Annotated in this window: 27 protein-coding genes; 10 read left to right on the forward strand and 17 right to left on the reverse strand. The window is 59.8% G+C overall.

The window, feature by feature from the left end; translation table 11 throughout:
• Positions 1–3: 3 nt before the first annotated feature.
• The 13 genes from K1W69_RS02950 to K1W69_RS03010 all read right to left on the reverse strand — a co-directional run bounded on the left by K1W69_RS02950 (position 4) and on the right by K1W69_RS03010 (position 10,629).
• On the reverse strand, positions 4–603 hold the full coding sequence (locus tag K1W69_RS02950; protein WP_220226838.1) for a tetratricopeptide repeat protein: 600 nt from the start codon (positions 601–603) through the stop codon (positions 4–6).
• Positions 604–676: 73 nt separating this feature from the next.
• Positions 677–1,699 carry a phosphotransferase family protein gene (locus K1W69_RS02955; RefSeq protein ID WP_258570781.1) on the reverse strand — a complete coding sequence of 341 codons (1,023 nt, stop codon included), beginning with the start codon at positions 1,697–1,699 and terminating at the stop codon, positions 677–679.
• Positions 1,684–2,886, reverse strand: coding sequence for an acyl-CoA dehydrogenase family protein (locus K1W69_RS02960; RefSeq protein ID WP_220226839.1), 1,203 nt, complete (start codon positions 2,884–2,886; stop codon positions 1,684–1,686). The genes K1W69_RS02955 and K1W69_RS02960 overlap by 16 nt, the downstream gene beginning before the upstream one ends.
• A 15-nt stretch (positions 2,887–2,901) precedes the next feature.
• Entirely contained in the window at positions 2,902–3,654 is a 753-nt protein-coding gene (locus K1W69_RS02965; protein ID WP_220226840.1) for an SDR family NAD(P)-dependent oxidoreductase, read from the reverse strand.
• Complete coding sequence (locus K1W69_RS02970; RefSeq protein ID WP_220226841.1) at positions 3,651–3,899, reverse strand: SGNH/GDSL hydrolase family protein; 249 nt, start codon at positions 3,897–3,899, stop codon at positions 3,651–3,653. Before K1W69_RS02970 ends, K1W69_RS02965 begins: the two co-directional genes overlap by 4 nt.
• Positions 3,900–3,901: 2 nt before the next feature.
• The gene (locus K1W69_RS02975) at positions 3,902–4,273 is read right to left on the reverse strand and encodes a nuclear transport factor 2 family protein (protein ID WP_220226842.1); all 372 of its coding nucleotides are present in this window, start codon (positions 4,271–4,273) and stop codon (positions 3,902–3,904) included.
• Complete coding sequence (locus tag K1W69_RS02980) at positions 4,266–5,165, reverse strand: NAD(P)-dependent oxidoreductase (RefSeq protein WP_220226843.1); 900 nt, start codon at positions 5,163–5,165, stop codon at positions 4,266–4,268. The genes K1W69_RS02975 and K1W69_RS02980 overlap by 8 nt, the downstream gene beginning before the upstream one ends.
• Before the next feature lie 8 nt (positions 5,166–5,173).
• Positions 5,174–6,490: a TRAP transporter large permease gene (locus tag K1W69_RS02985; protein WP_220226844.1), complete on the reverse strand. Its 1,317-nt coding sequence runs from the start codon at positions 6,488–6,490 to the stop codon at positions 5,174–5,176.
• Positions 6,487–7,059: a TRAP transporter small permease subunit gene (locus tag K1W69_RS02990; protein ID WP_220226845.1), complete on the reverse strand. Its 573-nt coding sequence runs from the start codon at positions 7,057–7,059 to the stop codon at positions 6,487–6,489. Before K1W69_RS02990 ends, K1W69_RS02985 begins: the two co-directional genes overlap by 4 nt.
• A 3-nt stretch (positions 7,060–7,062) precedes the next feature.
• Positions 7,063–8,139, reverse strand: coding sequence for a C4-dicarboxylate TRAP transporter substrate-binding protein (locus tag K1W69_RS02995; protein ID WP_220226846.1), 1,077 nt, complete (start codon positions 8,137–8,139; stop codon positions 7,063–7,065).
• A gap of 204 nt (positions 8,140–8,343) precedes the next feature.
• On the reverse strand, positions 8,344–8,937 hold the full coding sequence (locus K1W69_RS03000) for a carboxymuconolactone decarboxylase family protein (RefSeq protein ID WP_220226847.1): 594 nt from the start codon (positions 8,935–8,937) through the stop codon (positions 8,344–8,346).
• Between the two features lie 24 nt (positions 8,938–8,961).
• Positions 8,962–9,450, reverse strand: a complete 489-nt coding sequence (locus K1W69_RS03005; RefSeq protein WP_220226848.1) for an OsmC-related (seleno)protein — start codon at positions 9,448–9,450, stop codon at positions 8,962–8,964.
• 18 nt (positions 9,451–9,468) lie between these two features.
• The gene (locus K1W69_RS03010; protein WP_258570783.1) at positions 9,469–10,629 is read right to left on the reverse strand and encodes an acyl-CoA dehydrogenase family protein; all 1,161 of its coding nucleotides are present in this window, start codon (positions 10,627–10,629) and stop codon (positions 9,469–9,471) included.
• Between the two features lie 221 nt (positions 10,630–10,850).
• On the opposite strand from K1W69_RS03010, the gene K1W69_RS03015 reads away from it, so the two are divergent.
• The 9 genes from K1W69_RS03015 (at position 10,851) to K1W69_RS03055 (ending at position 20,006) form a co-directional block, all read left to right on the forward strand.
• On the forward strand, positions 10,851–12,503 hold the full coding sequence (locus K1W69_RS03015; protein WP_220226850.1) for an AMP-binding protein: 1,653 nt from the start codon (positions 10,851–10,853) through the stop codon (positions 12,501–12,503).
• Entirely contained in the window at positions 12,490–13,734 is a 1,245-nt protein-coding gene (locus K1W69_RS03020) for a TetR/AcrR family transcriptional regulator (protein ID WP_220226851.1), read from the forward strand. Before K1W69_RS03015 ends, K1W69_RS03020 begins: the two co-directional genes overlap by 14 nt.
• A 186-nt stretch (positions 13,735–13,920) precedes the next feature.
• Positions 13,921–14,835, forward strand: a complete 915-nt coding sequence (locus K1W69_RS03025; RefSeq protein ID WP_220226852.1) for an alpha/beta hydrolase — start codon at positions 13,921–13,923, stop codon at positions 14,833–14,835.
• A gap of 62 nt (positions 14,836–14,897) precedes the next feature.
• The gene (locus K1W69_RS03030; RefSeq protein WP_220226853.1) at positions 14,898–15,878 is read left to right on the forward strand and encodes a thiamine pyrophosphate-dependent dehydrogenase E1 component subunit alpha; all 981 of its coding nucleotides are present in this window, start codon (positions 14,898–14,900) and stop codon (positions 15,876–15,878) included.
• Entirely contained in the window at positions 15,878–16,855 is a 978-nt protein-coding gene (locus tag K1W69_RS03035; RefSeq protein ID WP_258570784.1) for an alpha-ketoacid dehydrogenase subunit beta, read from the forward strand. The genes K1W69_RS03030 and K1W69_RS03035 overlap by 1 nt, the downstream gene beginning before the upstream one ends.
• Positions 16,852–17,091 carry a biotin/lipoyl-containing protein gene (locus K1W69_RS03040; protein WP_220226854.1) on the forward strand — a complete coding sequence of 80 codons (240 nt, stop codon included), beginning with the start codon at positions 16,852–16,854 and terminating at the stop codon, positions 17,089–17,091. The genes K1W69_RS03035 and K1W69_RS03040 overlap by 4 nt, the downstream gene beginning before the upstream one ends.
• A 24-nt stretch (positions 17,092–17,115) precedes the next feature.
• The gene (locus K1W69_RS03045) at positions 17,116–17,913 is read left to right on the forward strand and encodes an enoyl-CoA hydratase/isomerase family protein (protein WP_220226855.1); all 798 of its coding nucleotides are present in this window, start codon (positions 17,116–17,118) and stop codon (positions 17,911–17,913) included.
• 36 nt (positions 17,914–17,949) lie between these two features.
• On the forward strand, positions 17,950–18,867 hold the full coding sequence (locus K1W69_RS03050; protein WP_220226856.1) for an alpha/beta hydrolase: 918 nt from the start codon (positions 17,950–17,952) through the stop codon (positions 18,865–18,867).
• Between the two features lie 296 nt (positions 18,868–19,163).
• Positions 19,164–20,006, forward strand: a complete 843-nt coding sequence (locus tag K1W69_RS03055; RefSeq protein WP_220226857.1) for a metallophosphoesterase — start codon at positions 19,164–19,166, stop codon at positions 20,004–20,006.
• Positions 20,007–20,472: 466 nt separating this feature from the next.
• Here the strand turns inward: K1W69_RS03055 and K1W69_RS03060 are convergent, their stop codons facing one another.
• Positions 20,473–21,873, reverse strand: coding sequence for an adenylate/guanylate cyclase domain-containing protein (locus K1W69_RS03060; RefSeq protein ID WP_220226858.1), 1,401 nt, complete (start codon positions 21,871–21,873; stop codon positions 20,473–20,475).
• 181 nt (positions 21,874–22,054) lie between these two features.
• Between K1W69_RS03060 and K1W69_RS03065 the strand changes: the two genes are divergently transcribed.
• Entirely contained in the window at positions 22,055–23,611 is a 1,557-nt protein-coding gene (locus tag K1W69_RS03065) for a CYTH and CHAD domain-containing protein (RefSeq protein WP_220226859.1), read from the forward strand.
• 6 nt (positions 23,612–23,617) lie between these two features.
• On the opposite strand, the gene K1W69_RS03070 is transcribed toward K1W69_RS03065, so the two are convergent.
• The 3 genes from K1W69_RS03070 to pcaQ form a co-directional block, all read right to left on the reverse strand.
• Positions 23,618–24,688: a transporter substrate-binding domain-containing protein gene (locus K1W69_RS03070; protein WP_258570785.1), complete on the reverse strand. Its 1,071-nt coding sequence runs from the start codon at positions 24,686–24,688 to the stop codon at positions 23,618–23,620.
• A 134-nt stretch (positions 24,689–24,822) separates the two neighbouring features.
• On the reverse strand, positions 24,823–25,296 hold the full coding sequence (locus K1W69_RS03075) for a DUF4265 domain-containing protein (RefSeq protein WP_220226861.1): 474 nt from the start codon (positions 25,294–25,296) through the stop codon (positions 24,823–24,825).
• Positions 25,289–26,221 carry a pca operon transcription factor PcaQ gene (gene pcaQ, locus K1W69_RS03080; RefSeq protein WP_220226862.1) on the reverse strand — a complete coding sequence of 311 codons (933 nt, stop codon included), beginning with the start codon at positions 26,219–26,221 and terminating at the stop codon, positions 25,289–25,291. The genes K1W69_RS03075 and pcaQ overlap by 8 nt, the downstream gene beginning before the upstream one ends.
• Positions 26,222–26,351: the final 130 nt, after the last annotated feature.

Raw genomic sequence — 26,351 nt, forward strand, 5'->3', positions numbered from 1 at the left:
AAATCATCCGTAAGTCTGCACAGGCTTCGCCGAAAGCGAAAACCGCCCCTTCGAACCCTGTGTCAGGATCTTCAGATTGTCCGCCGCATTGGCCTGCGTCTGCTGCCTTTCTTCAAGAAGCGCGCGGCAGCCCTCGATATCGCCTGTGTCCCGGCGGGCGATGGCGAGGCTGCGCAACGACAGGTCGGAAGGCGCGGCGGCGTGCGCCGCTGACAGAAGGCGCAGAGCCTCATCAGTCTCGCCCAGCGCCAGCTTCGCATTGCCGAGATTGAGCGTCGCATCCGCGTCGTTCGGCTGGTTTTGCAGGTAGGCCTCCAGAAGAGCTGCGGACTGCGCCGCGTCGCCCGTCTCCAGCAGCACGGATGCGAGTTCGAACCGGGCGTTGTCGTGACCGGGATCGCGTTCGAGCGTCTTCCGGAAGCCGTCGGCTGCTTCCTGGTCCCTGTTCAGGCGTTTGAGAACCAGGGCGCGATTGTAGTGAAGCGCCGCATGGTCCGGCATCGCGGCAAGCAGGCCGTCACAGGCTTTCAGCGCCTTTGGCCAGTCCTGTCTGGCCAGCGCCTCCTGCATCCGCCGGGCGAGCCCGTTCACATCCTGTTTCAAGCGTCTGCGTCTCCGAAATCCTTTGGCGCGCGCATTCAAACGTGAACTCGATGCAGAATCCAGTCAGAAACCGTCAGCCTGTTATTTCCAGCCCGCGCCTGGCGAAGGCAGGGGCGAGATGCTCGAGCTCCGCCGCCCGGTCGCCCACGGCGTTGCCCTGCTTCGAGCGTTCGGCGATGCCGACAAAGATCACAGCGAAACGGAACAGCGCGAACGCTTCATGGAAGGGTTCGAGCGGGGCAGTGGGCGTGGCGTGTCGATAGTATTCGTCGACGAATTCCGTCCGGGTGGGAATGCCAAGTCCGGCCATATCCAGATCTCTTATGCCGCCATATTCGGCCGGCGTGGTGCGCCACGCCATGCAGCAGAACCCCAGATCGGCCAGCGGATGACCAAGTGTGGAGAGTTCCCAATCGAGGATACCGGCCACTCTCGTGGAATCCCTGTCGAATATGAGATTGCCAAGGCGAAAATCGCCATGGGCGATCGACACGGCGCCGTCGTCGTCCGGCATGTTGTCGAACAGCCATCGCTCCAGTTGATCTATCTCCGGCATGCCTGTCAGCGCTGATTCCCGCCACTGCCGGCCCCAGCGGCTCACCTGCCGTTCAAAATAGTTTCCGGGGCTGCCGTAGTCCGAAAGGCCGATATTCTCGGGCCGCACCGCATGCAGTTTCGCCATCGCCTTGGCCATGGACAGATAGACGCCGCGCCGTTCGGCGGGAGAAAGATCCGGCAGCGAGGCGTCGTGAAAAACCCTGCCGTCAATCCGCTCCATCACATAGAAGGGCGTGCCCAGAACCGAAGGGTCGTCGCAATAGGTGAGCGGCCGCGGTACGGGAACGTCCGTGTTCGTGAGCGCAGAAAGCACCCGGAATTCTCTGTCGACCGCGTGCGCGCCCTTCTGCAGCCGGCCTTCGGGCTGCTTTCGCAGCACGAGGCTGCGGTCGCCGCTTGTCACAAAAAAGGTCGGGTTGGACTGGCCACCCGAAATCGGCGTGACCGTCATCCCGCCCTTCAGGTCGAGTTCCCGCGCGAGATAGTCGGCGAGCGCAGCTTCGTTGACGCCGATCGATGGCGTCATTGCACCGGCCATGACCAGAACTCATCGCCCTTGTCGTTGAGATGACGATTGAGAACCATCTTGTGGACCTCGTCGGCGCCGTCGACCAGTCGGGCTTGGCGGGCGTAGCGATAAATCCATTCGAGCCGCGTGTCCTTGGAATAGCCGCGCGCGCCGTTGATCTGGATCGCCCGGTCGGCCGCATCGTGCAGCACATTGGCGACAACGATCTTGGCCATCGATACTTCGGCCTGCGCCTTTTCGCCCCTGTCGAGCGCCCAGGCCGCCTTCATTACCAGAAGCCGGCCGGTCTCGATCCGCATCGCGAGATCGCCGAGCATGAGCTGGATGCTTTCGCGGTCCGCCAGACGCACGCCGAACCCTTCGCGATAGCTGGCGTAGTCCCGCGCGATTTCCACGCAACGCTTGGCGAGCCCCAGCCAGCGCATGCAATGGGTCAGGCGCGCCGGACCAAGCCGCGTCTGGGTGACGCGCATGCCCCTGCCTTCCTCGAACAGGAGGTTGTCCTTGTGGATTTCGAGACCGTCGAATTCCAGTTCACAATGCCCGCCATGTTCTTCAGGGCCCATGATCGGGATGCGACGGACGATGCGCCACCCGGGCTGATCCTTGTGGAACATCAGGGCGCTCAGGCCCCGGCGCGGATCGGCGGAGGTACGCGCGATCAGGATGAAGTGCGTGGCTTCGGCGCCGCCCGTGATAAACCATTTGCGGCCCTTGACGACATAGGTATCGCCGTTCAGTTCGGCCGTGGTGTTGATCATCGACGGGTCTGATCCGCCGCCCGGGTGCGGTTCCGTCATTACGAAGGCGGAGCGGACGTCGCCGTCCACGATTGGCTTCAGCCAGCGTTCCTTCTGTGCCGGCGTACCCAGTTTCGACAGCACGATCATGTTCCCGTCGTCGGGCGCTGCGCTGTTGAAGATGACGGGTCCGAAGATCGACCGGTTCATCTCCTCGTAGCACACGGCCATCCCCTGGACGCCGACTCCCAGTCCGCCGTCTTCGGGCGGAAGCTGGAGGCACCACAGGCCCTCGGCTTTTGCTTCCTTGCGCAGGCTGTCCAGAAGATCGAGATTGATGTTTTCGTGTTCGTCATAGGAAGACGAGTCGTCCTCCAGGGGAAGGATCCGCTCCGCTACGAACGCCCGGATGCGCTGGCGCAGTTGATCGAGTTCCGGCGATATCGAGAAATCCATGAAATCGGTCCTGACTTACAATGAAGATATGAGATGGCCGCCATCGACGGCCAGTGTAGCGCCGGTCATGTAGGCGCCGGCGTCGGAGCACAAGAGCAGAAGCGGTCCATCGAGATCCTCCATCCGACCGAGCCTGCGTTGCGGAATTCTTTTGACAAGGGCCTGTCCGGCTTCCGAGGCGAAGAAGTCCGCATTCAGCGGCGTCTCGATATAGCCCGGGCACAGCGCATTGACGCGGATGCGGTAACGGGCCCATTCAAGCGCGGTCGCTTTTGTGAGCTGTATGAGAGCGGCTTTCGAGGCGGCGTAGGCGGACACGTGACCGGCGACGCGCAGGCCGACAATCGAGGCGATGTTGATGATCGCGCCCGGACGGTTCGCGGTCTTCATGGCGCGCGCCGCATGCTGCGAAACGCGAAAGGCGCCGGTCAGATTGGTGTCGATGACACGCTGGAATTCATCTTCCGCCTGGTCGATCGCCGCGCCGGAACCGGACACGCCGGCGTTGTTGACGACGATATCAAAAGGCTCCTGAAAGCGCTCGAACGCCCTTGCGACGCTGTTCGTGTCGGCGACATCCATCGGTATCGCCTCAGCGTCGCCGCCTGCGGCGGCAATCGTCTCGACAACTTTTTCGAGCGCATCCTTTCGGCGGGCCGTCAAAACCACGGCGGCGCCGGCTTCCGCCAGCGTTTTTGCGAAATGCTCGCCAAGGCCGCCCGAAGCGCCGGTGACCAGCGCCTTCCTGCCTTCGAGGTTGAACTTCACTCCCTGACCTCCCCGTCCATCTTGTCCCGCACAAGAGGCGCAAGACCATTGCCCACCATCGCGTGCTGTTCCTCGTCCAGGTGGATGCCGTCGACACGGCTTGCCGTTGTTTCCGTGTTCATGTCGAAGAAGAAGACCGATTTTTCTACAGCGACGGCGCGGAACGCCTCCACGTGCCCGGCGCAGCGGGTTCCGGGAATCATGCCCCGGGACAGGCTGTCGCCATAAACCAGAATTCGCCGCATGGTCACTTCAGGGGCGTCGACTTGTGGGCGATCAGTTTCTGGCCCTGCGGCGTCGAAACCCAGACGGTGACATAGGAGCTATTCAGTTTTAACGCATTGCCGTTGCGCTGCACATCGGCCTTCATGACGCCGAAGAACACGGTTGTCTCGCCTTCGCAAGCTGTGTCGGAAACCTGACAGTCTAGTACATTATAGATCAGTGATCCGTCTTCGAGCGCCTTCAGGTAGCTGGACTTGCTGTCGATCGATGAATCCGAATGGGCGTAGAGAAGGGAGTCGCTGAAGAGGTTGCCAAGGCCTTCCGTGTCGCCGGCGAGCATCAGCGCCCATCGTTGCTCTTCAGCCTGTCTGGCCGCTTGCGTCTTATCAGTCATTCTTGCCTCCCCAGTTCGGCCAGGTGGAAACACGGAAGAAATCGTCGCCCCCGTTTCCGCCTGCCTGAAGCATTGCGTAATATTGCCTGACCATGGCGGTGAAGGGCAGGGGGATATGCTGATCCTTGCCGATCGCCATGGCGAGGTCCATGTCCTTCGACACGAGATTGCTGTTCGCCATCGGCGTCCAGTCTCCGCTCTTGAGCATCTCGCTTTTGTATTGGCTGAGCGGCGTAGCCGCCACGGAATTGTTGATCGCGTCCACCGCGACGTCTCGCGGAAGCCCTTGCCTCACGCCGAATTCCAGCGCCTCGCCGATCAGCGCGGGCATCACGCCGACCATCATGTTGATCATCAGCTTGACGATCCGGGCCTCTTCGCCCGGTCCGAAATAGAGCCGGTTCTCGCCGAAACGGGCAAGCACGTCCTCGACATCCTTGACTGCGTCATCCGGTCCCGACATCAGCAGGGTCAGGGTTCCGTTTTCCGCGTTTCCAGTGCTGCCGGAAACCGGACAGCGCACATAGGACGCGCCGGTTTTCGCTATGGCTTCCGCCACCGCGGCGGACGCGCCCGGCGAGACGGTGCTGAGGTCGACATAGACCTGGCCCGGACCGATCGATCCGGCGATCCCGTCGCGGCCCGAAACGATCTCCGCCAGCACCGCGTCGTTCGGCACCATCGAAAGGATGATCTCCGCCTTTGCAGTCAGCTCCGCTGGCGTGCGGGCTCCATGGCCGCCCGCGTCGACGATGCGCCGAACGGCGTCCGGGTTCGGATCGCAGCCTTGCAGCTCATAGCCGGCCGTCAGCAGACGCCGGCTCAGGGGATTGCCCATCGCGCCAAGGCCGATCCAGCCACAGCGCTTCCATTCCTTTTGTCTGCCGGTCATCTCAACACTCAATATACAAAGAACAGGACAATCTGCGGGTAGGCGATCAGCATGATTGTCACCAGCAGCATGATCAGGGCGAAGGGCGCGGCGCCCAGGAAGACGTCTTCCAGGGACACCTTGTAGTCGGTCAACGTACTTCGCACAACGTAGCACGACATGCCAAAGGGCGGTGTCAGCAGGCCGATCTCCGTCGCCATGATGGCGATGATGCCGAACCATACCAGATTGATGTCATAGGGCTGCAGCAGCGGGATGAACAGCGGAACCGTGATCAGCAGGATCGACACTGAGTCGATGATCGTGCCGAGGATCAGTGCGATGCCGACGAAGATCGCGAGGATGACGAGGTAGCTTGCGTCGAGATCAGACACCAGGGTGCTGATCTGCGTCGGCAGTCCGGAGATGCCGAGCATTCGCGAATACATCGTCGCCGAAATCACGATGAAGAGGATCGATGAGCTGATGTAGCCCGTCTCGATCAGAATGCTCCATAGGGAGCGCCAGGTCAGCTTCCGCTTGATGAGCGCGGCGACCAGGGCGAGCGCCGCGCCGACGCCGCCTGCCTCGGTCGGCGTGAAGACGCCGCCGTAGATGCCGCCGAGAACCGCAATGACGAGAACCAGCGTCGGCCCCATCTTCTCGATGAACTCGCGCAGCGTCAGGCTGCTGTCGCCCTCGATCATCTCTCTGACGTTTCCTCCCATTGCCTTGGGGAAGAAGATGGCGACAAGCGCGATGCCGAGCGCGAACATGACGGCGAGCAACAGGCCCGGCCCGATGCCGGCCAGGAACATCGCGCCTACGGATTGCTCCGCAATGATCGCATAGATGATGAGAAGGATGCTCGGCGGGATCAGCATGCCGAGCACGGAGCTGCCCGCGACAGTGCCGACGGCGAACCTCCGGTGATATCCGAAGCGCAGCATTTCCGGCACGGCGATGCGCGAGAACACGGCGGCCGAGGCGATGGTCACGCCGGTGATGGAAGCGAAGACCGTATTTGCCGCCACGGTGGCGATCCCCAGTCCGCCGGGAAGTTTTCGCAAAAGACGGTTGGCGACGTAATAGCTGTCGCGTCCGAGATCGGCCGCGCTCACCAGCATGCCCATCAGCACGAAGAGCGGTATGACAGCAAAGACGTAGTCGGAAATGCTCTGCGTCGCCGCTTGCGACAGCATGTAGACCGCGACCTGGAAGTTGTCGCGGATCATCCAGACCCCGACGAAGGATGTCAGCGCCAGAACGAACGGCACGTGAATGCCGCAATAGATGAGAAACAGCATGACGCTGACGGAGACGATGCCGATTTCAATGGGCGTCATGACAGGTGCTGCCTGCGATCTTTGACCACAAGAGTCAGGGAGTTCAGCGTCATGGCCAGAAGCTGGACGCCAGCCAATGTCGCGCCCAAGGCGATCGAGGCCTTGATAGGCCACGACGGAAAGGTGAAGAGGCCGACCGTGCCGATGTAGTAGTTGTTGGTGTAGTCGTTGATCATGTTGGGAACAGTGCCGTAGACGATGAGCGCCATGAGCGCGAAGCCGCAGAGCGCCGCAACCGCGTCGAAGCCGGAGCCGACCCTCGGATGGGAAGCGCGGATGACGTTGACGATCGAATCGGCGCGGGCGATGCGTTCGTGGGCCAGTGTGTCTGCGAGTTGCACGAAGACGATTGCGACAATGGATATCTCGGCGATTTCCGTCACGCCCATGATCGGCGTGCTCAAGAAGTAGCGTCCCATGACGTCGAGGCAGATGAGGCACATCAGCAGAAAAATGCCAACAGACCCGATCGCGTTGAAAGCGGCCGTGGTCAGGGCGAGAAGCCGCCCTGCCAAAGAACCGCGCACGGGGCGCGGTTCTTCATTCTCAATTCCAACGTCCGGCGACATGCCTTACTCGGTGTCCCAATTCCGTGCGATCGGCTGGTTCGCAGCCCGCAGCGCGTCCATGTAAGCCTTCAGAACCGCGTTGCCGGGCTGGCCCTGCGCTTCGGTCTGTTCCGCCCATTCCTGCGCGATGTTGGGAAGTCCAGCCGCCCACTCCTCGCGCTGTTCCTGGGTGTACTCGATCACCGTACCACCGTTTTCCTTGTAGGTCTCGATGGCCGCGGCGCTGGCGTCGACGACGTAGTCGGCTAGGCTCTGTCCATACTCTGCGGCCGTTTCCCGCAGCACGTCCTTGACCGGATCCGGCAGACCTTCCCAGAACTGCTTGTTCGCGGACACCGCAAAGGAGGTGACGGCGCCCTGGTCGGCCTTGATGTAGTAAGGCGCGACCTCGTACATCTTGAAGCCGGCGGCCGCCTCGGCCCAAACGGACGCGCATTCGGCGACGCCTGTCTGGAGCTGGTTGTAGTAGTCGGCGAGGTTGGAGCTGATGCCGACGGCGCCAACACCCTGGAAATAGCGCAGGTTCGTGCCTGCTCCGACGACCTTCACGCCTTCGAAATCGGCCGGCTTCTCGATCGCGGACTTGCAGACGACCTGATAGTTGTCAACCGATCCCGAACTTCCGAGGTAGACTTGGTTGATCTTGTCGAATTCGGCCTTCATTTCCGGAATATCTTCCGCCAGCCTGGATACGGTCTCCGTCACCAGATGCAGATCCGTGGTCGCGAACGGCGTCACGAAAGACACGTTGAACAGGGGCAGTTTGTCGACGTGGAAGGGCGGCACGACGATGCCCATGTCCGCGATGCCGCTGCTGACCGCTTCAAGCTCGCCGCGCGGCTTGACGATGGTTCCGGAGAACCCCTTGTTCCAGTTGATCTTGTATTCGTTCTTCTCGGCCAGTTTCTTGTCCACTGCCGGTATATAGGAGTCTTCGAAGACTTTGACCCAGGACGCGGTGGGCGGGTATCCCGACACGACGGTTATGTTGATCGATTCCTGCGCATAGGCGCAGCTGCTGGCGAGAAGCACGGCAGAGACTGACGCAATTCCTGCAAGGTTTCCTGATATGAATTTCACGCTTACCTCCCTTGAGTTAGATCCGATCGACAACCGATCGTTCCGGGGGCGTTCCGGCATGTCGCAGGATGCAACATTTCCTCTACCGGACCCGCCAATGTGTCGAACAATAGCGAATATTGAACCAATATTCTAGTCAGTTTTCGATGTTGTGCGCCTCCAGCGATATTGTTTTGCGCAATCGATAGTTCCGTCGCGCGGCCATCAGGCTTTGGCGCTCCGGCCATTGTCTGCATGCGTTCCCAAATTCGGATTTATCTCGCAGGCCTCGTTCCAGCTTATGACCTGAAGCGACCGCGCGAACTTGCCGACGCCGTCCACCTCTGCGCAGAACAGACCCAGTTCAATGATTTCCTCATCCGTGAAATGCTTGCGGAGCCTGGTGAAGACGTCGTCGCTGTCGATCGCGTCCTCTCCCTTCTTGAACTGGTCGGCGTACCACAGGGCCGCCTTTTCCTTTTCGCTCAGGTCGGGCGACGTTTCGTATTCGTAGGAGTCCCAGAGCAGCTGCTCCGTGAGACCTTCCTCTTTCGCCTGCTTGGAACGAACGGTCGAGCAGTATCCGCAGCGATGCGCCACGGACATGTGAATACGACAGAGTTCCTTTAGGCGATGGGGCAGCACGCCTTCATAGAGGAGATCGTTCCAGTAGCGCGCCCAGCGACGCCCGGTGGTCTCGTTGCGAACGAAGATGCTCATGATGCGCGGATCTGGCGCGCCGCGCGCTTCCGCGTTGTCGATGAGTTCGCGCGCGTCAGCGTCCATGCTGCTCTCTGAAATGGCATCGATTCGTGGCATGCGAAAGGCTCCTTTGTTAAGGGTTCAGCAGTCGATCCATCCCGTTGGCGTCTTCAGTCTGTGAACGACCGGAATCCGGTCCGAGATTATGGCCTCGACAAAGCAGCCCTCCTTGGCGGCGATGATGAGATCCACGAGTTGCTCGATCGGCGTTTCGCTGTCGATGGCGATGTCCATCGTTATTCCGACGGGCGCAGCCTTGTAGGGCTTGCCGGGTTCGATCAGACCTTTCCATGAGAATTCGGCGTCGACGGTCAGGTCGTCGAGCTTGATCCTGAACCGTTTGGCGAAGGCGCGAATCTGCGTCATGAGGCAGGTGACAAAGCCGCCGACGAAATAGGTCAGGGGAGGCGGAGCTGTCGAATCGCCGCCATGGAACGGACCTTCGTCCGACGCAAGCTCGTGGCTTTCATTGAACGGCTCGACGATGTCGATTTTCGTCTCGTTCCGCATCTTGCCGGTCGCCACGCCATTGCATCTAATAATCACGTCGAAGGAATTGTTCTGTGACACGCAGGTACCTCCAGTCGGCTAGCGCGCGAGGCCAAGCCAGTTTGCGATGTTGTTGCGCTGTACGGCGGAAGACCCGCCGATGATGGGCATCAGAAGCACGTCGCGCACGTTTCGCTCGATGTCGAAATCACGGACATAGCCGTAGGCGCCGAAGATGCTCTGTGCGTCGAGCACCACCTTCTTGGCCGCCTCTGTGACGAACAGTTTGGTCATCGATGTCTCGACCCGGCGCGGGGCTTCGCGGTCTGAGAGCATCGCGGCGTGATAGGTGGCGAGCCGTGCGACATGAAGCTGTGTCTTCATTTCCGCGAGCTGGTGCCGGATCGACTGGAATGTGCTGATCGTCGCGCCGAACTGCTTGCGCGTCTCGCTGTATTCCCAGGCGTCGTCACAGGCTGCTTCCGCAATGCCCAGCGCGATTGCAGCGACTTCCAGCTTTTCAACGTCGAGGCCGGAAGACGTGATCATGCCCCATCCGCGATTGAAGCCGTCCTGCTCGCCCACGATATTTTCGAGGGGAACCCTGACATCCGTAAAACTGACGTCGGTAGTGCGCGCGCCCTTCATGCCCATGGATTCGATGGGTTGGATCTCGACGCCCGGACTGTCGGGCGGAATCAGGACGATCGAAAGGTTCTTGTAACGCTCGCCCTGCTCGCCGGTGCGGATCAGGGCATAGATGTAATCGCAGATCTCGGAGCCCGAACAGAAGCGCTTCGAACCGTTGATGACGAGTTCGTCGCCTTCGATCCTGCCCGTGGTCTTGACGCTGGCGAGATCGGCTCCCGTATCCGCTTCCGTCCACCCATAGGCGAATATCAGCTTGCCGGCGGCTATTCGTGGTAAAAAGTCGGCTTTCTGGCGTTCGGACCCGCATTCGAGAATGTTCATGCCGGCATAGCAGGCGCACATGATGTATGGCACCGAAATGGCGAGGCTGCGGCGCGACAGTTCCTCAATAGTGACGAGGGTTGCGAGGATGTCGCGGCCTGTCCCGCCGAATTCTTCCGGAATGGTGCTGCCCATGACCCCGAGGGCCGCCAGCTCCTCGAAGACGTTTCGCGGAAAGGTGTTTTCCTTGTCCCAGCGCGCCGCTTCCCGGCGCGGCATGTGCCTTTCGGCAAAACGGCGCAAGGTGTCGCGAAGCTGGTCGATATGCGATGGCAGTTCTATGGTCATGCTCCTCACCAAAGCCCGCATATACAGGCTCCATCATCCGGTTTGCGACCGACCTGAACGCCGAAAGCTGTTTTGGCGTCCATCCTCCTCGGGTCTCCGGAATGGCCGTAACCCTGTCCTCAAAATGCCGGGTAGTCAATTAAAATTTTGAATCAATATTCAGTTTGAGTTTTGGGCTGACAACAGCTAATTTCAATTCGTTGTTCACGGAGGAGGAAAGAGTGGGCATAAAGAAATGGAAGTCACGCATCGAGCTCCTTCCCGCCGAAATGTGGGCGTCGAGCGGCGACTGGGAAGGCAAGACGATTGCAATGCGTCTGGATGCGCTCTGCGCGAGCGATCCGGATATAGTCCTCTTCGTCGATGGCGATGAAACCCTGACTGCGAAAGAAACCCGCGACGCCTCGCTTCGTCTTTGCTCCGCTTTCGAGAGGCTCGGCCTGCGGCCGGGCGACGTCGTCAGTTTTCAGCTTCCGAACTGGCGCGAAGTCGTGTTCATCGATGTGGCCTGCGCCTATGGCGGTTTCGTCTGCAATCCGATCGTTCCGATCTATCGCGAGGCGGAGGTCAAGCACATTATCGAAGACGCCGGCTCCGCGCTGTTTCTTGTTCCGCACCGATTCCGGAATTTCGACTATATCGATATGGCGAGGCGGATCGGAGACAAGCTCGGCCACACGTTCCGGACCGTTGTCGTGCGACCGGAAGGCGTTGTCGGGGAAACGCGATTCGACGATCTTTTCGACGTTGATGATTCCGGCGAAGAGCGGTCGCCCGTCGACGCCAATTCCATCAAGCTCCTCATGTATACGTCGGGCACTACGGGGCGCGCCAAGGGCGTCCTCCACAGCCACAACACGATCGGCGCAGAAATAGGGAACTTTATCCGGTATCTTGGAATGAGCGGGAACGACGTGATCCTGATGCCGTCTCCGTTGAGCCACATCACAGGGTACCTCTACGGAATTCAGTTGCCGATCACGCTCGGCGCCAAGGCGGTTCTGATGGACGCCTGGGAGGTCGGGCGCGCGACGGAACTCATTGACCGGCACCAGGTGACGTTCACCATCGGCGCGACGCCGTTTCTTCAGGAACTCGCCAGCTTTGCGAAAGCGCAGGGACGGCATTTGCCGAGCATGCGCTATTTCGCCAGCGGCGGCGCGCCCGTGCCGCCGGAAATCGTGGAGCGCGCCAATGCGGCGATGGAGAACTGCGCTGCGTTCAGGCTCTACGGAAGCACGGAAGCGCCTACGGTGACGCTGGGTGTGCCGCAACGCGAGCGGGCCCGGCTTGCGGCGACGACGGAAGGCTTCGTTGTTGGCCATGACATCAGGCTCGTCGATCTGGAGGGCAACGATGTTGCGCCGGGTGAGGAGGGGGAGATCATCACGAAGGGTCCGGAAGTCTGCCTGGGGTACACGCTTGCCGAACATAATGACGCGGCCTTCGATTCGGATGGATATTTTCACACCGGCGATCTTGCCATGATGACTGAAGAAGGATGTCTCGTGATCACCGGTCGAAAGAAGGATCTGATAATCCGGGGCGGCGAGAATCTCAGTCCAAAGGAGATCGAGGACGAGATCTACAAGCTGGACGCGGTCAAGGAGGCCGCCGTCGTGGCCATGCCGCATGCCCGTCTTGGAGAGACCGGCTGCGCTTTCGTCGTGCTCCAGCCCGGAAAAACATTGAGTTTTGGAGAGTTGGTGGAAAGTCTTGACCGTTCTGGCCTGGCGCGGCAGAAGTTTCCGGAACGACTGGAGATTGTTTCCGAGGTGCCATACACCGCAGCCGGGAAGGTCAGGAAAGACATGCTTAGAAAGATTGCCTCCGAGTTTGCTCCGGCCGGCAAGGCGGCTGATGAAAACGGCTAGGAAGAAGAAATCACGCGGCGATCAGCAACGCGAACGACGCGAAGCCCTGATCAGCGCCGGACTGCGGATCGTCTCCAGATATGGCTACGTGAACGCATCGGTCTCGCGTGTTACGGCCGCGGCAGGTCTCGCACAGGGAACCCTCTATTCCTATTTCGAGAGCCACCAGGCCTACCTGGAAGAACTGCTGAAAGTGGAAGGCGCCAGGTTTTTTCGGTTGATCAACAAGCACACGGTGATCAGCGACAATTTCTTCGATACGGAGCGCTCGGCGTTTCTCGCCTATTCGCGTTATCTGAAGCGCCATCCCTATTTTCTCCGCGTTCTGACGGATGCCGAAAGCGCGGCGCCGACCAGCTACGCGCAGCATATGGATCGCGTTGAAGGCCGATATCTGAAGGCCTTGCAGCGCGCTGCGGATGAAGGTCAGTTGCGGCTGCAGAATAAGGACTCCTTTCGCGATATCGGCGAGGTGCTGGGCGGCTCCTATGGGCACTTGGGATTGGGCGCGCAGGCGCGTCCTTTCGACGGCGACGCAACGAATGGACTTTTCCCAGAGTGGGTCGCAGACACCTATATCGGCTTCATAAGGCGCGGGTTCGACGAGCCGATCGAGGCGCGCATGCCGTCATCCGTTCCGCTTGCCGAGAACCAGTCCATGACGACCCGGGAGGCCTTGCTGGAGGCGGCGGCGCGAGTCGTCTGGAATGTCGGCTTCGGAGATGCGACGATCAAGGCGATCGTCGAGGAGGCCGATCTGGCTGTCGGAACCTTCTACAGTCATTTTGAAAGTCAGCAGGAAATATTCGACGAACTGCTCAATCACGTCAGGGCGAAGATGGTCGCCCACGTTCGTCTGTTCGTCGCGGGCAACACCCGCTTCATAGACCGCGAATACGCCGGCTTTGTGGGCTTCTTCGACTATCTTCGTCATCAGCCGTGGTACATCAGGATCGAATCGGCTGCTGCTGTTTATGCGACGGAAACCTACCGCAGGCATTTTTTCGATCTGGCGGACAGTTACGTCCGCACGATGCGTCGCGCGCAGGCGAACGGCGAACTCTTGCGGTTCGAGGAGAGGGATCTGCCTGCTCTGGCTTATATCATGATGGCCGCCCGGCATTATTTTGCAGCGCGGTATCTGCCGCCGACGGCGACGGATCGGTCGCTTCCCGGTCACGTCTTCGACACCTATCGGAGCTTCCTGGAGCAGGGTCTGGAAGCGCGGTAAGTTGCTCCAGGCAATTGTTTTCAATATAAAAAAATAGTTCTTCTGTACGACTGCCCGAGTAGGTGTGAACGCGTCTGGATCATCGAATCCCGGTTCACAACAATACCCGAATATTGGTTCAAAATTCTATTGACATCCAAGTCTGGTTTGCTCATCATCCGGGCATTCAAATTTTGGGAGGTTCCAATGCAGAAGGTCGAGTTCAAGAGTGGTGGAGAAACGCTGAGCGGAGTTTATATCCGCCCGGAAAATGCGTCCGGCGACGTGCCGATCGTCGTCATGGCCGGCGGATGGTGCTACACCAAGGAAGTCGTCATGCCGCACTACGCCAAGTTCTTCCACGATATTGGCTGCGCCACTCTCTATTTCGACTATCGCAATTTCGGTGAAAGCTCCGGCGAGCCGCGTCAGCATCTCGATCCGTGGGAGCAGATCGAGGACTATCAGAATGCCTTTTCATTTGCTGAAACGCTGGACGGCATCGACATCGCGCGTTCGGGATACTGGGGCATTTCCTACTCGGGCGGCCACGCCATCATTCTGAACGCGATTGATCCGCGCGCCGCGTGGACGATCTCGACTGTGCCGGTCGTCGACGGCTTCCAGACGATGCGCCGGTGCCATGGCGAGCGTCGCTACGCCGAGCTGCTCAAGGTCATCGCCGAAGATCGCAAGAACCGGTACGAGGGAAAACCGAGCGCGCGTCTGGCGATGTCGCCGGAATCCGATCCGTCGAAAGAGATGAGCTCCTGGCCATTCCCGCACGTCTATGCCGGATTCATGGGGATCAAGGCGAACGAGGCGCCGCTCCACGAGCACTGGAACACCGTCGAGTCGGTCGAGCTGCTGCTGCGCTATGTCGTCAAACCCTACGCGGAACGCATTATCGAAACGCCGGCTATGGTGGCGCTCGCCAAGGCCGACAACATCACATCCGCGGACCTCGAAGTCGAGATTTTCAACGCCATTCCGTGCGCCGACAAGGAACTCGCTGTCGTGCGCGGCGTCGATCACATGAGCCTCTACACAAACACGGATCACCTCGGAAAGATCGCCAAGGTTCAGGCCGATTGGCTTGGGGACTTGTTGAAGCGGATCTGACCGGACGAGCCTGGAGCGGCGTCTTTGATCGCCGCTCCGCAAACCAACGGCGGTTGCTTGACATGATATCCAACACGCGCGCGGCGGGGTCACTCGATCTGCTGCGAATGATGCTGACGATCCGCAAGGCGGAAGAGCGCCTCGCAAGCGACTTCAAGGCCGGATTGCTCCCGGGGCCCGTGCATCTCTATATCGGCCAGGAGGCTGTCGCGACCGGGATTTGCGCAGAGCTTGACGATCGCGACTGGATCACGTCCACCCATCGCGGTCACGGACACTTCCTCGCGAAAGGCGGCGACCCGAAAGCCATGTTCGCTGAAATCTACGGGAGAAGCACCGGTATTTGCGGAGGCTTCGGCGGGTCCATGCACGTCGCCGATGTATCGAAGGGCATTCTCGGCGCAAACGGCATCGTCGGCGGCGGCGTGGCGCTTGCAACGGGCGCAGCCCTTGCTGCGCAGCTCGATGGTGAAAATCGCGTTGGCGTCTGTTTCTTCGGCGACGGAGCAGCGGCTCAGGGCGTCCTCGGAGAGGCGCTTAATGTTGCGGCGCTCTGGAAACTGCCGCTGATCCTCGTTTGCGAAAACAACGGATTTTCCGAGTTTTCACCGAGCAGCAATGTGATTGCAGGCGACATTTACAGGCGGGCGGAACCCTATGGTGTGCCTTCCGTCCAGGTCGACGGCAACGATCTCGACGCCGTTCTGGAAGCTTCCGAAGCCGCTCTGGACCGGGCTCGTAATGGCCGGGGGGGCACGCTGATCGAAGCGCTGACCTACCGGATACACGGCCATGTCGAGGGTGAGCAGGCCTTTTTGAAAACCCGCTATCGGGAAGATGACGAAATCGAACGCTGGCGCGCGGAAGATCCGATCGAGCGTTACGCCCGCCGGCTTGTGGACAAAGGCGAGATGGCGTCCGGCAAATTCGCGGAACTGGAAGAAGACATCGGCCGAATGATCAAGGATGCAGCGGACTCCGTCGCTGACGATCCCTATCCCGAAATCGGCAATCTGGAACGCCATCGGCTGGGGGCTGTATGATGCGCAAGCGTATGATCCACGCCATAAACGATGCTCTCTTTGAGGAAATGGAGCGCGACGAACGCGTCATCGTGATCGGCGAAGATGTCGGAGCTTCCATCTTTGGCGATACGCGCGGCCTGCTCGATCGTTTCGGTCCGGACCGTGTCCGGGATATGCCGATCTCGGAAGCGGTCATGAGCGGCATGGCTGTTGGCGCAGCGGCCGCCGGTTACCGCGTCGTGTGTCACCTCATGTACGCGAATTTTATCTACACGGCTTTCGATGCGATCGCCAATCAGGCCTCGCGCCTGAGGCTGATGACGAACGGTCAGATACGATTGCCTGTGGTGTTCATGGCAGCCGGCGGTGGCGGCCGATCGAACGCCGGCCAGCACTCCGATTATCCGCATGTGCCGGTGGCCTCTCTGGGAGGCGTCTATGTGGCGACGCCGTCCTGTTCGGCAGACGCGAAGGGGCTTTTGAAGACCGCGATCCGCACAGACGATCCGGTGTTTTTCCTGCAGCCTACGAGCCGTGGCGGCGAAATGGGGGATATCCCGGAAGGCGACCATACGGTTCCGCTGGTCAGCGCGCATGTGACGCGGCAGGGCGATGACGTGACGATCGTCGCTGTCGGGGCGATGCTGCGTATCGCTACCCGCGCCGCCGACGCGCTCGCCGAAGAAGGCGTTTCCGTCGAGATCGTCGATCCGCGCACCTCCTATCCGCTGGATGAGGACGCCATTCTCGCTTCCGTGCGAAAGACCGGCCGTCTGGTGGTTGTGGACGAGGCCCGCGCGGCCGGCAGTGTTGCAAACCATATCTCGGCGCTCGTTTGCGAAAAAGCATTTTCGGCGCTGAGGGCGCCGATCATCCCGGTGACGACTCCGGATCTGGCGGTCGCCTATTCGCCTCCGCTGGAGAAGGCGATGATACCGGGGCCCGACGACGTCGTGGCCGCAGTTCAAAGACTGATCAAGGAGACAGGGCAGTGAAGGCCGTACTGAAACTTCCGAAGCTTTCCATGAATATGGAAGAGGGAACCCTGACGGAATGGCATAAGGCCGAAGGCGACAGCTTCAAGGAAGGCGAAATCCTTTACGCCGTCGAAACAGAAAAGGTCGTGAGCGAGGTGGAAGCTCCCTGTGATGGAACGCTTCTGTCTATCATTGCCGGAGAGGGCAGCGAACTGGAGGTCGGCGCGCCGGTCTGCCGCATTGAACAGGGCTGAGCGCCATTTTCGGGAGGAGTTGGCATGAGTTGGACAGATGCATACGAGACGATCCGGTTTGAGCGCAGAGGTCGTGTCATCACTGCGACCCTGAACCTTCCGGACAGTTTGAACGCCGTCAACGCCCGGATGCATACGGAACTGTCGCGGGTCTTTGTCGATCTCAACGACGATGCGGAGTCGGACATTGTTGTCCTGACGGGCGCGGGACGGGCTTTCTGCGCCGGCGGGGACATCGACTGGATGCAGGATGCTATCGATGCGCCGCGTCTGTTCGAACAGACCGCCTACGAGGCAAAACGCATTGTTTTTTCGCAGCTTGATCTCGAGAAGCCGCTGATATGCCGCTTGAACGGCCACGCAATCGGACTTGGCGCGACGATTGCGCTCGGTTGTGATGTCGTCATTGCTGACGAACGCGCGAAAATCGGCGATCCGCACGTGGCGGTCGGCCTCGTCGCGGGCGATGGCGGCGCCGTGCTGTGGTCGCATCTGATCGGCTATCTTCGCGCAAAGGAATATCTCCTGACAGGCGACCTGATACCGGCGCCTGAGGCCGCCCGCATGGGGCTGATCAATCGCGCCGTTCCCGCAGACACTCTCGACGATGACGTCGACCAGCTCGCTGATCGTCTTGCATCGGGCGCCCGAAAGGCGATCCGCTGGACGAAGGTGGTGTCGAACCTGGCGTTAAAACAGGTGGCGCACGCAGTGATGGATCCGAGCATTGCGTATGAGTCGCTTTCGAACGTGTCGGACGACCACAGGGAAGCCGTTGCGGCGTTTCGCGAAAAGCGCGCGCCGAAATTTACCGGAAACTGATCCCGGCAGGGAACCGGCCCACAAGGAGAACGTAAAGTGACCGAACGTATCGATGTCGAATTCCAGTCGGAGGGAACAACCTGTCGGGCCTGGTTCTATCGTGGCCACCCCACGGAGAAACGGCCGACCGTGGTGCTCGCCGGCGGCTGGTGCTATGTGCGCGAGATCGTCATGCCGGTTTACGCCAAGGCTTTCGCCGAGGCCGGCGTCAACGCCATGATTTTCGATTATCGCAATCTTGGCGTATCGGACGGCGACAACCGCCAGCACCTCGACCCCTGGGCGCAGATCCGCGACTACCAGAACGCGCTGAGTTTCCTGGAGCGCCACGAGAACGTCGATCCGGACCGGCTCGGCGTCTGGGGCATCTCCTATTCAGGAGGCCATGCGCTGATCCTTGCCGCAACCGATCCCCGCATCAAGGCGATCGTCAGCCAGATTCCGGTGGTCGACGGATACGAGAACATGCGTCGCGCCCACGGCACGATGGAATACCGGGCGCTTTGGGATCTGATCCTGAAGGACCGGGCCATGCGCTACGAGAAGCCCGGCGAACGGCTCTACCTTCCGCATGCGACGGAAGACTCTTCGAAGGAAGTCTCGTCCTGGCCGTTCCCCGAGACGGTCCGCACCTTCATGCAGATCAAGGAAACGGAAGCGCCGCTGTATCAGAACAAGAGCACGGTGGAATCGGTCGACCTGTTGCTGAACTACGACGTCGGTCCGTTCGTCAAGCGCATCTACGACACGCCGACATTGATGATCGTTGCCGAAGGCGACGACCTGACGCTGTGGGATCTTGAAATCAACGCGTTCAATCAGATCCCGACGAACAAGAAGAAGCTCGAAGTGCTGCCGCACACCAGTCACATGACGCTTTATTCTGACAAGTCGAAGGTGGAGAAGGCCGCCGAGATGGCGACCGCCTGGTTCGTGGAGACATTGAAGCCCTGAGCCTGTTCTGGCCGATTTCAAATCCACAACGACGGGCTATTTCAGCTGAAATTTTCCTGGTTTGAAAGTTGCCCGGCCGCTGCGGGCGCATTCAACCGTGCTTGCGCAAGTCGTGTGCTCCAGGCATCCGACGACTGGAACAATCGTGTCTTGATCCTGTAACTTTGTTCGCACAGAGTCCGCGATGTCCCGTCCAACGGAGGCGCGCCAGACCGTGGATCCTTCCAGGAATCTTCGAAGCGACAGCTTCCGCAGAACAGGACGCCGCGCCACATACCGCAAAGCAAGGCCAATCCATGAAGCTCGTACATATATCGGACATCCATATCAATTCGGAGACTATTCTCGATTCCGATCCGGTCGATAATTTCGGCAGGTGCATCGCGCATGTCGAAAAACACCATATGGACGCCGATTGCATCGTAATCACCGGCGATCTGACCCACCACGGTCAGGAAGCGAGCTATATCCGTCTGCGCGACATGCTCGACAAATCCGCGCTCAAGGACGCGCTCGCGCCGCGTCTGATGATCGGCAACCACGATAACCGGAACAATTTCGCACGGGTGTTTCCCAACACCCCACGCGACGAGAACGGCTTCATCCAGTGGACGGAGGAAACGCCGGCCGGGCTCTTCGTCTACATGGACACCAATGAGCCTGGAACCCACGCCGGGGTTTACTGTGAACGCCGGCAGGAATGGTTGAACGAGACCCTCGCCGACGCGCGCGCCGCCGGAATGGATGTCTGGCTGTTCATGCACCACAACCCGCTCACCGTCCACGTCGCCAACGCCGACCTGATCGGCATTATCCAGCAACACGAACTGCGGGAGATCCTGCGCGCCCACTCGGAAATCGTGAAGCACATTTTCTTCGGCCACTGTCACTACACGCTGAGCGGCTCCGTGGAGGGCATTCCGCTCTCCGCGCCGCGCTCCACCAACCATCCCTGCTGGCCGGAGTTTTCAGGCGATCCGCGCGTCATGGCCTACGGGCCGGTCGCGCCGAACTACAATGTCTGCTTCCTCGACGCCGGCGCCACCGTCGTCCACAGCATCGATTTCCTGCACGAGGACGAGATCATTCGTCTCATGGCGGGCGAGGACGGCTGGATCACGGAGGTCGTTGCTGATTGAGCGGAACGGAAGCTGAACATTTTGGCTGCTTTTTAACCGGTTTTATGCTACAAGAGGCCTTCCAGACAGGATGGAGTTCGGGTGGGCAAAGTGGCGCTAACTACGTCGAGAAAACCGGATTCCCGAAACAAAGCCACCTGAAAAGCCGAATTCCCGAAACGAAGCCAGACGGGGGATTATACTTTAGTCAAAGACGATCTCTGACTAAAAAATCATCAAAGCCGGGCCGGAGTGAACATTCTGTGCGCATGGCTAGTTTCGCCGACATTCAAATAAAAATCTAACCACCTGTAATCATTGACAATAATCAGGATTATCAAAACTGGCACACTGTTTGCAAGAAAGTTGGCAGGTCCAGAGGGGACCCTACAAGACGTCCATCAAGCGACGTCGCAGGCAACCGCCGGGTGGTCATCGCTTCTTGATCCCGATCGATTGATCATCCGGCGGTTTTTTCATCTCATAATCAGCGCTTGATCGTTTCCGCCGTCTGTTCTGTTTCGGCCTCTATGGGCGCCATGCCAAGCACGACGATGTCGACTGACGCGCCGGCGCCTTCCACGGCCGTGCGCAATTCCGTTCCCGTGAGTGCGCCGTTGTAACCCTGCTCGGCGGCGCTCTTCCATGTTCGCGCGTCGCAGATGCAGGAGCTGGCGAATGTGCGGTTCAGCTTTTCCAGCTTGGCGGACAGGTTCACGCTGGCGCCGATCACCGTCATCTCCAGCCGGTCGCCGTGGCCTACGGCGCCCCAGCTCACGGTTCCGGTCGCGATCCCGATGCCGATGGCGATCGGGCCGAATGCGCGGATCGCTTCTTCCTGCCCGGACCATTGCGAGGCTTCGCCGAGAATGCGTTCGGCGGCCGCCACGGCGCGGGCGGCCGGGTTTTCCTCTTCGTCGCCGACGCCGAAGGTCACCATCACGCCGTCTCCCATGAATTTGTCGATCGTGCCGCCATATTCATGGATGATCGGGATGACGCGCGCCTGGTAGGCGGACAGAAGCTGCATGACCTGATCGGCGTCGCGATCGGCGACCAGTTGCGTAAAGCCGCGAATGTCGATGTTCATTATGGTCGCCAGACGTTTCTCACCGGTGCCTGCAACGATTTGCGACTTGTTCTTGCGAATGCCCTCGGCGACCCGGTTGTCGAAGAATTTCGACAGATCTTTCGCCGCCGTCTGTTCGGCGACGGAACGGATCAGCAGGTTCTTGGAGCCGTTGACGGCCAGCGCCAGAATGCCGGTCACGAAGAGGATCGAGACCATCTTGTCGATCTCGGCGCCGATCAGGATCGTGTTGGACGTCAGATATTCGACATAGGACCGGGTCAGCATGCTGTCGGTCGTGTCGAAATTCGTCACGTAGAGGATGATCGAGGTCCAGCCCATCGCCGCGACCAATCCCGCGAAGATGACGAATTTCGGATGGAAACGCAGCGCCCTGATGGCGATGAATATGAACACGTAAAGCAGTGACGGCGCCTTCAGGATGAAGGAGGGCGGCTGCATGTACTGCATGTGGAAACTCACCATCAGCCCGTATAGCAGCGTGAAATCGAACAGGATCGACAGATAGGCGGCCCAGTCGGGCGGCAGGCGGAACAGTGACCACGTCAGCCCCGTCACAGAGAGAACCAGGAAAATAGCAAGAACGTAAGGCGCCGGGGCAAACGCGCCGTCCGGAAAGGTTTTGGGCGCGACCGTGTAGATCATGCAGAAGAGAATGATGATGGCGAGATGGATCAGTCGGAGAAACACCTCGTTCGCCCATTCCTTGCGCTCCACATCCTCCTGGACGCGTTCTGGAAGGCTGGCGATGTCAGGCGCGCCGAACAGGGTTTCGCGCAACTGATGGAATGTGATCAAGAGCTCTCCTCACATATGGTCGCGGCAGACTAGCAAAGAACCGCTTCACAAGCCCCTCAATTTAGCGAAACCTGGCAGTGATGAAAATCCACGCCGGAGCAAGCGTCGGACTGTGCTTGCCGCATCTTTTATCCGGTGCTACGAATTGCTGTCGATAATGTTATGAAGTTGTCACATTCCAATGGGCCAACGAGAACTCGAAATCAAGCTTGAGGTCGGCCCCGACATTCTCGACAGGGTTAAGCGCAAGCCGGTTTTCACGGCAATGGCTGCGGTCAAGCCGTCGCGAACGTCGCTCCGTTCCATCTACTATGACACGCCCGATCACAGTCTTCGCAATCAAAGCGCATCGTTGCGTTTGCGGGCCAAGGGCGGCGGATGGCTGCAGACGTTCAAGAGCGGAACCGGCGTGGTCAATGGCGTGTCCAATCCAATCGAAACGGAAGTGGAGGTTGGCGGGCCGTCGCTCGAACTCGACCGCATCGGCGGCGACGAACAAAAGGAATGGTTCGCGAAGCTGGTCGACGCCAAGCCGCTCGATCCGGTGTTCGAAACCCTGATCGACAGAACGATCTGGCTGCTCGATTGCGACGGAGAAGCCGTTATCGAACTGGCCGTGGATGACGGAACGGTGGAGGCGTCAGGCGAGTCTGAAGAAATCAGCGAGATAGAGCTCGAGCTCAAGTCCGGTCCCTCACGGGCGCTGCTGGAAGCAACTGAAAAGCTCTTCGACGGCGAACCGGTTGATCTTGCGACGATGAGCAAGGCGCAACGCGGATACGCGCTTCTGCAAAAGGCCAAGCCGGATACGGCGTCGGCCAGGCCGATCAATGCGGACAAGCCGGCGCTGTCGCCGGAGATGACGCCGGTCGACGCGATCAAGGTGCTCGGCCGGTCCGCCGCGAACCAGATACTCGGAAACTGGGCGATGCTTGGCGGTTCGGAGGATTCCGAAGTCCCGCATCAGCTTCGGGTCGGCCTCCGGCGTCTGCGCACGACCTTGAAGCTGTTTTCTTCGCTCGGCGACAGCGACGCCCTGGAACGCCTTTCGGATGAGGCGCGCGAACTCGGTCGCATCGTCGGCGCGGCGAGGGACGCCGATGTGCTGATCGAGGATATCGTGACGCCGGTGATGGCGCGTGACAGCGCCGACAGCCGCTTCGAGACGCTGCTTCTGGTTCTGGAACAGGAGCGGGCGAACCGTCGGCAGGCCGTCCGCGAGGCGCTGGCCGAAGGGCGCTGGACCTGGTTCAAGCTGAACTGCACGCTGTTCGAGCAGGCCGTCGAACGAGCGCTGGACAAAGGGCTGTCGCCAAATGCGAACGCCGAAATCACTGTCTTTTCAGCGCGCGAACTGGACAAGGCCTGGAAGCACGTTCGCAAGCGGGGAAAGGGTTTCGACAGGCAGAAGGCGCCGGAGCGTCACGCGATGCGCAAGTCCCTCAAGACGTTGCGCTACGCCTGTGATTTCCTGTCGCCTCTCTTCTCGCATAAAGAGTCCGAAAAATTTGGCAAGCGCCTGAAGAAGCTGCAGGACATCTTCGGCTATTTGAACGATGTGGCGATGGCTGAGGGATTGGAGACATTTATCTCCGAACGGTATCCCGACCGGGAGGATTTGCATGAAAGCGTCGCTGTGATCCGCAAATGGCATCGCAAGCAGGCGAAGGCGGCGGACAAGAAGGCCGGCAAGCGTTGGCGGAAACTCAAGGACAGCCCGAAGTTCTGGGCCGTGTAAGAGCGGCTATCTCCCTGAACTGAAATAATCGGAGCGCAGGTCCTCCACAGCGCCTTTTTCCTTCAGCGTCAGCAGCGACAGCGTAAGCGATTTGGTCAGCGGGCTGTTTTGCGGCAGGGCGAAACCGTATTTGTCGGGATTGAAGATTTTGCCGACCACCTGATACGGCTCTTCCGCGTTCAGTTCCGTATAGTATTCGAGCGTCGGCGCATCGCCCACGATCGCGGCGATATCATCGGCGAGCAGGGCTTCGGCGGCGCTGTCGATCCCGTTGTAGGACACGTAGTCGATGCCAGTAGCGTCGATGAATTCTTCCGCGACGCTGCCCTCGAAAACGCCGACCGTCTTGCCCGGCAGGTCCGCGAGGCCGCTGATCTGGTTTGTCAGCGACAGTGTCGTCATCACGCTCGTCACAGTGGAAGTGACATAGGCGATGACGGCGATTCCGCAGATCAGCCAGACGCCCTGCCACATGCGCCCGAGCCAGCCGAACAGGTTCTTGCGCGAAGGCGGCCGACCCGATGTCGCAACCGACATGACCGTGTAGAAACTCTCCGCGACGCCATCGCGCCAGCGTTTGGGAAAATCCGGATTGAAGCGGCGATCGAATATCGTCAGCAGGATCGTCGCGAAGATAATGATTCCGACGAGCCATGCATAGGCGCGCAGGAAGCCGGCGTCGGCGAGACCAGCGATGATGTCGCGAAAACCGGAGCGCCGGTCGCCGTCGATCATTACCCTGAGGCCCGCATCATACCAGGGCTGCGTGAAGTCGACACGCTGGGCGCGGTTGCGAGTAATCGTCAGGTTCGTGACGGCGATATCGCTGTCGCCTTCAGCCGTTGCGTCGACGAGACTGCGAACCGTCGGATATTCCTTGTACTCGTATTCGAGATTCAGTTCCTCGGCCAGCATCTCCCACAACCGGATCGCCATGCCTGTATAGGCGTCGTCCTTCTTCATGACGAAGGGCGGGTTGATCCAGACGCCGACGGTGACGGGTTGCGAGACGCCTTGCGGGGTCTGGGCGCTGGCGATGGCCGGCTGAAAGAGCTGCAGGCCAAGGACTATGAGCAATAGTCCGAACCCACGCGGTCCGATTGCCGGTTTCGTCTTTGTGCTCGTTCGCCGCCAGTTTTTCATTGTCGCCCCGCCATACCGAATCTTCTGACAGGCGTTAGTTTAGAAAACCATCGGCGAACGTCGCAAGGCTACCAATTCGCATTTTCTGAAGCGAGGTGTCCGCAGTCTCCCTCTTCGAATACCCAAACGCCGGAATCTTCGCCCGCCTTGAGGAGCCGATAGGCTGTGTTGATTTCCGTCGATTTCGGTGCATTCACGGACAGTAGCTGCCTCTTACCCAATGACATTCCTTCATAAGTGCAGCCAATGGCTTCAAGCGGCCGCCAGTATTCTTCGAACCGGCTTTCGCAGTCCTCGTCCGGTAACATGATGCGATAAGTCGAATTGCCGGATTTCGCTGAGATATGCTCGTAGAACAGTTTTTCCTCGCGCTCACTGGTGACGACCACGTCTTCGAAGCTGATGCCCTTGGCGAACCACGTGCTGTTCAGAATGCAATAAAGATCGTCGGAGATCCTCTCCGCCCAGACGCCTTCCGTCTCATGGCCGAGCCAGCCGTCCTCTCCCAGCTCAATCACAATTTTAACAAGGTCATCACTCACGGCCCAACCCCGCCTCGGCCACGATCCGGCGCAGAACTTCTGCGAAATATTCTCCCGCCGGATCAAGCGCCGTCTGGGCCCTGGTGTTGATGCCGATCGAACCCAGAGTCGTTTCCGTGTCGATCGGCAGGGTGACGAATTCGCCGCTTTCGATTTCGGCCGCGATCACGCCGCGCGAGATGATCCAGATCGCCTGGTAATTGCGAAGCATGGCGCGCCCGAAGGAATCCGAAACGGATTCGATCGCCTGTCGCGGCTCGGAAATACCCTGTTCGACGAACAGTCTGTCTACGAAAGGACGGATGATGCTGTTGTCGCTCGGCACGATGACCGGATAGTCGTCGAGGCTGTCGACGCTGATCTGTCGTTTTCCGGCGAGCGGATGCGAAGCATTGACGGCGATGACCACGCGGTCGCGGTATAGCGGCTCGAACACCAGGCCCTGCATGTTCTCCGGCGCCGGCAGCCGGCCCATGACGAGGTCGAGTTCGCCGTTGCGCAACTGGTCGAGAAGCACCCGGTTTTCGCCGGTCACCACCTTGAGCCGGTTGCGCATGCCCGACCGCAGGTATCGCGACACGGCCTGCGGAATAATCGTTGTCGAGACAGTCGGCAGGGCTCCAAGCCGGATGCGCGGTCCATCGTCCAGGCTGAGTTCGGACAGCGCGTTGACGCCGTTGCGCGCGGCGGTGATGCTGCTGCCGGCGTAACGCAGGAAGATCTCGCCGTAGTGGGAAATCCGGATTCCGCGTCCTTCTTTCTCCACCAGCGGCTTGCCGCAGATCTCCTCCAGTTCCCGCAAGGTGCGGGTCACGGCCGGTTGCGTCAGGTTGAGCGCGTCGGCTGCGCGGCTCACGCTTTTCTGCCGGGCCACCTCCACGAAGGTCTCCAGATGACGCAATTTGATCCGTCGGAGTTGATTCATATCATTTACGGTATCCAAAGTTTGATATTTATCATTATTCATTACTGAAGAAATATGTAAATTGTCATCGGTAGGGAGGTTGCCGGTTTGTGTGGCGCGGGTTTGAAAACGCGTCGAGCATGACGCCGCC

The sequence above is a fragment of the Flavimaribacter sediminis genome, from assembly GCF_019492055.1.
In the GTDB taxonomy this organism is placed as follows: domain Bacteria; phylum Pseudomonadota; class Alphaproteobacteria; order Rhizobiales; family Rhizobiaceae; genus Flavimaribacter; species Flavimaribacter sediminis.

What these genes read in the sequence shown, in the direction of transcription:
- K1W69_RS02985 (WP_220226844.1), bottom strand. Translation starts at nt 6,490, where the DNA reads ATGACGCCCATTGAAATCGGCATCGTCTCCGTCAGCGTCATGCTGTTT.
- K1W69_RS03020 (WP_220226851.1), top strand. Translation starts at nt 12,490, where the DNA reads ATGAAAACGGCTAGGAAGAAGAAATCACGCGGCGATCAGCAACGCGAA.
- K1W69_RS03025 (WP_220226852.1), top strand. Translation starts at nt 13,921, where the DNA reads ATGCAGAAGGTCGAGTTCAAGAGTGGTGGAGAAACGCTGAGCGGAGTT.
- K1W69_RS03055 (WP_220226857.1), top strand. Translation starts at nt 19,164, where the DNA reads ATGAAGCTCGTACATATATCGGACATCCATATCAATTCGGAGACTATT.
- K1W69_RS03035 (WP_258570784.1), top strand. Translation starts at nt 15,878, where the DNA reads ATGCGCAAGCGTATGATCCACGCCATAAACGATGCTCTCTTTGAGGAA.
- K1W69_RS03065 (WP_220226859.1), top strand. Translation starts at nt 22,055, where the DNA reads ATGGGCCAACGAGAACTCGAAATCAAGCTTGAGGTCGGCCCCGACATT.
- K1W69_RS03030 (WP_220226853.1), top strand. Translation starts at nt 14,898, where the DNA reads ATGATATCCAACACGCGCGCGGCGGGGTCACTCGATCTGCTGCGAATG.
- pcaQ (WP_220226862.1), bottom strand. Translation starts at nt 26,221, where the DNA reads ATGAATCAACTCCGACGGATCAAATTGCGTCATCTGGAGACCTTCGTG.
- K1W69_RS02975 (WP_220226842.1), bottom strand. Translation starts at nt 4,273, where the DNA reads ATGACTGATAAGACGCAAGCGGCCAGACAGGCTGAAGAGCAACGATGG.
- K1W69_RS03045 (WP_220226855.1), top strand. Translation starts at nt 17,116, where the DNA reads ATGAGTTGGACAGATGCATACGAGACGATCCGGTTTGAGCGCAGAGGT.
- K1W69_RS02960 (WP_220226839.1), bottom strand. Translation starts at nt 2,886, where the DNA reads ATGGATTTCTCGATATCGCCGGAACTCGATCAACTGCGCCAGCGCATC.
- K1W69_RS02970 (WP_220226841.1), bottom strand. Translation starts at nt 3,899, where the DNA reads ATGCGGCGAATTCTGGTTTATGGCGACAGCCTGTCCCGGGGCATGATT.
- K1W69_RS02980 (WP_220226843.1), bottom strand. Translation starts at nt 5,165, where the DNA reads ATGACCGGCAGACAAAAGGAATGGAAGCGCTGTGGCTGGATCGGCCTT.
- K1W69_RS03000 (WP_220226847.1), bottom strand. Translation starts at nt 8,937, where the DNA reads ATGCCACGAATCGATGCCATTTCAGAGAGCAGCATGGACGCTGACGCG.
- K1W69_RS02990 (WP_220226845.1), bottom strand. Translation starts at nt 7,059, where the DNA reads ATGTCGCCGGACGTTGGAATTGAGAATGAAGAACCGCGCCCCGTGCGC.
- K1W69_RS02955 (WP_258570781.1), bottom strand. Translation starts at nt 1,699, where the DNA reads ATGGCCGGTGCAATGACGCCATCGATCGGCGTCAACGAAGCTGCGCTC.
- K1W69_RS03010 (WP_258570783.1), bottom strand. Translation starts at nt 10,629, where the DNA reads ATGACCATAGAACTGCCATCGCATATCGACCAGCTTCGCGACACCTTG.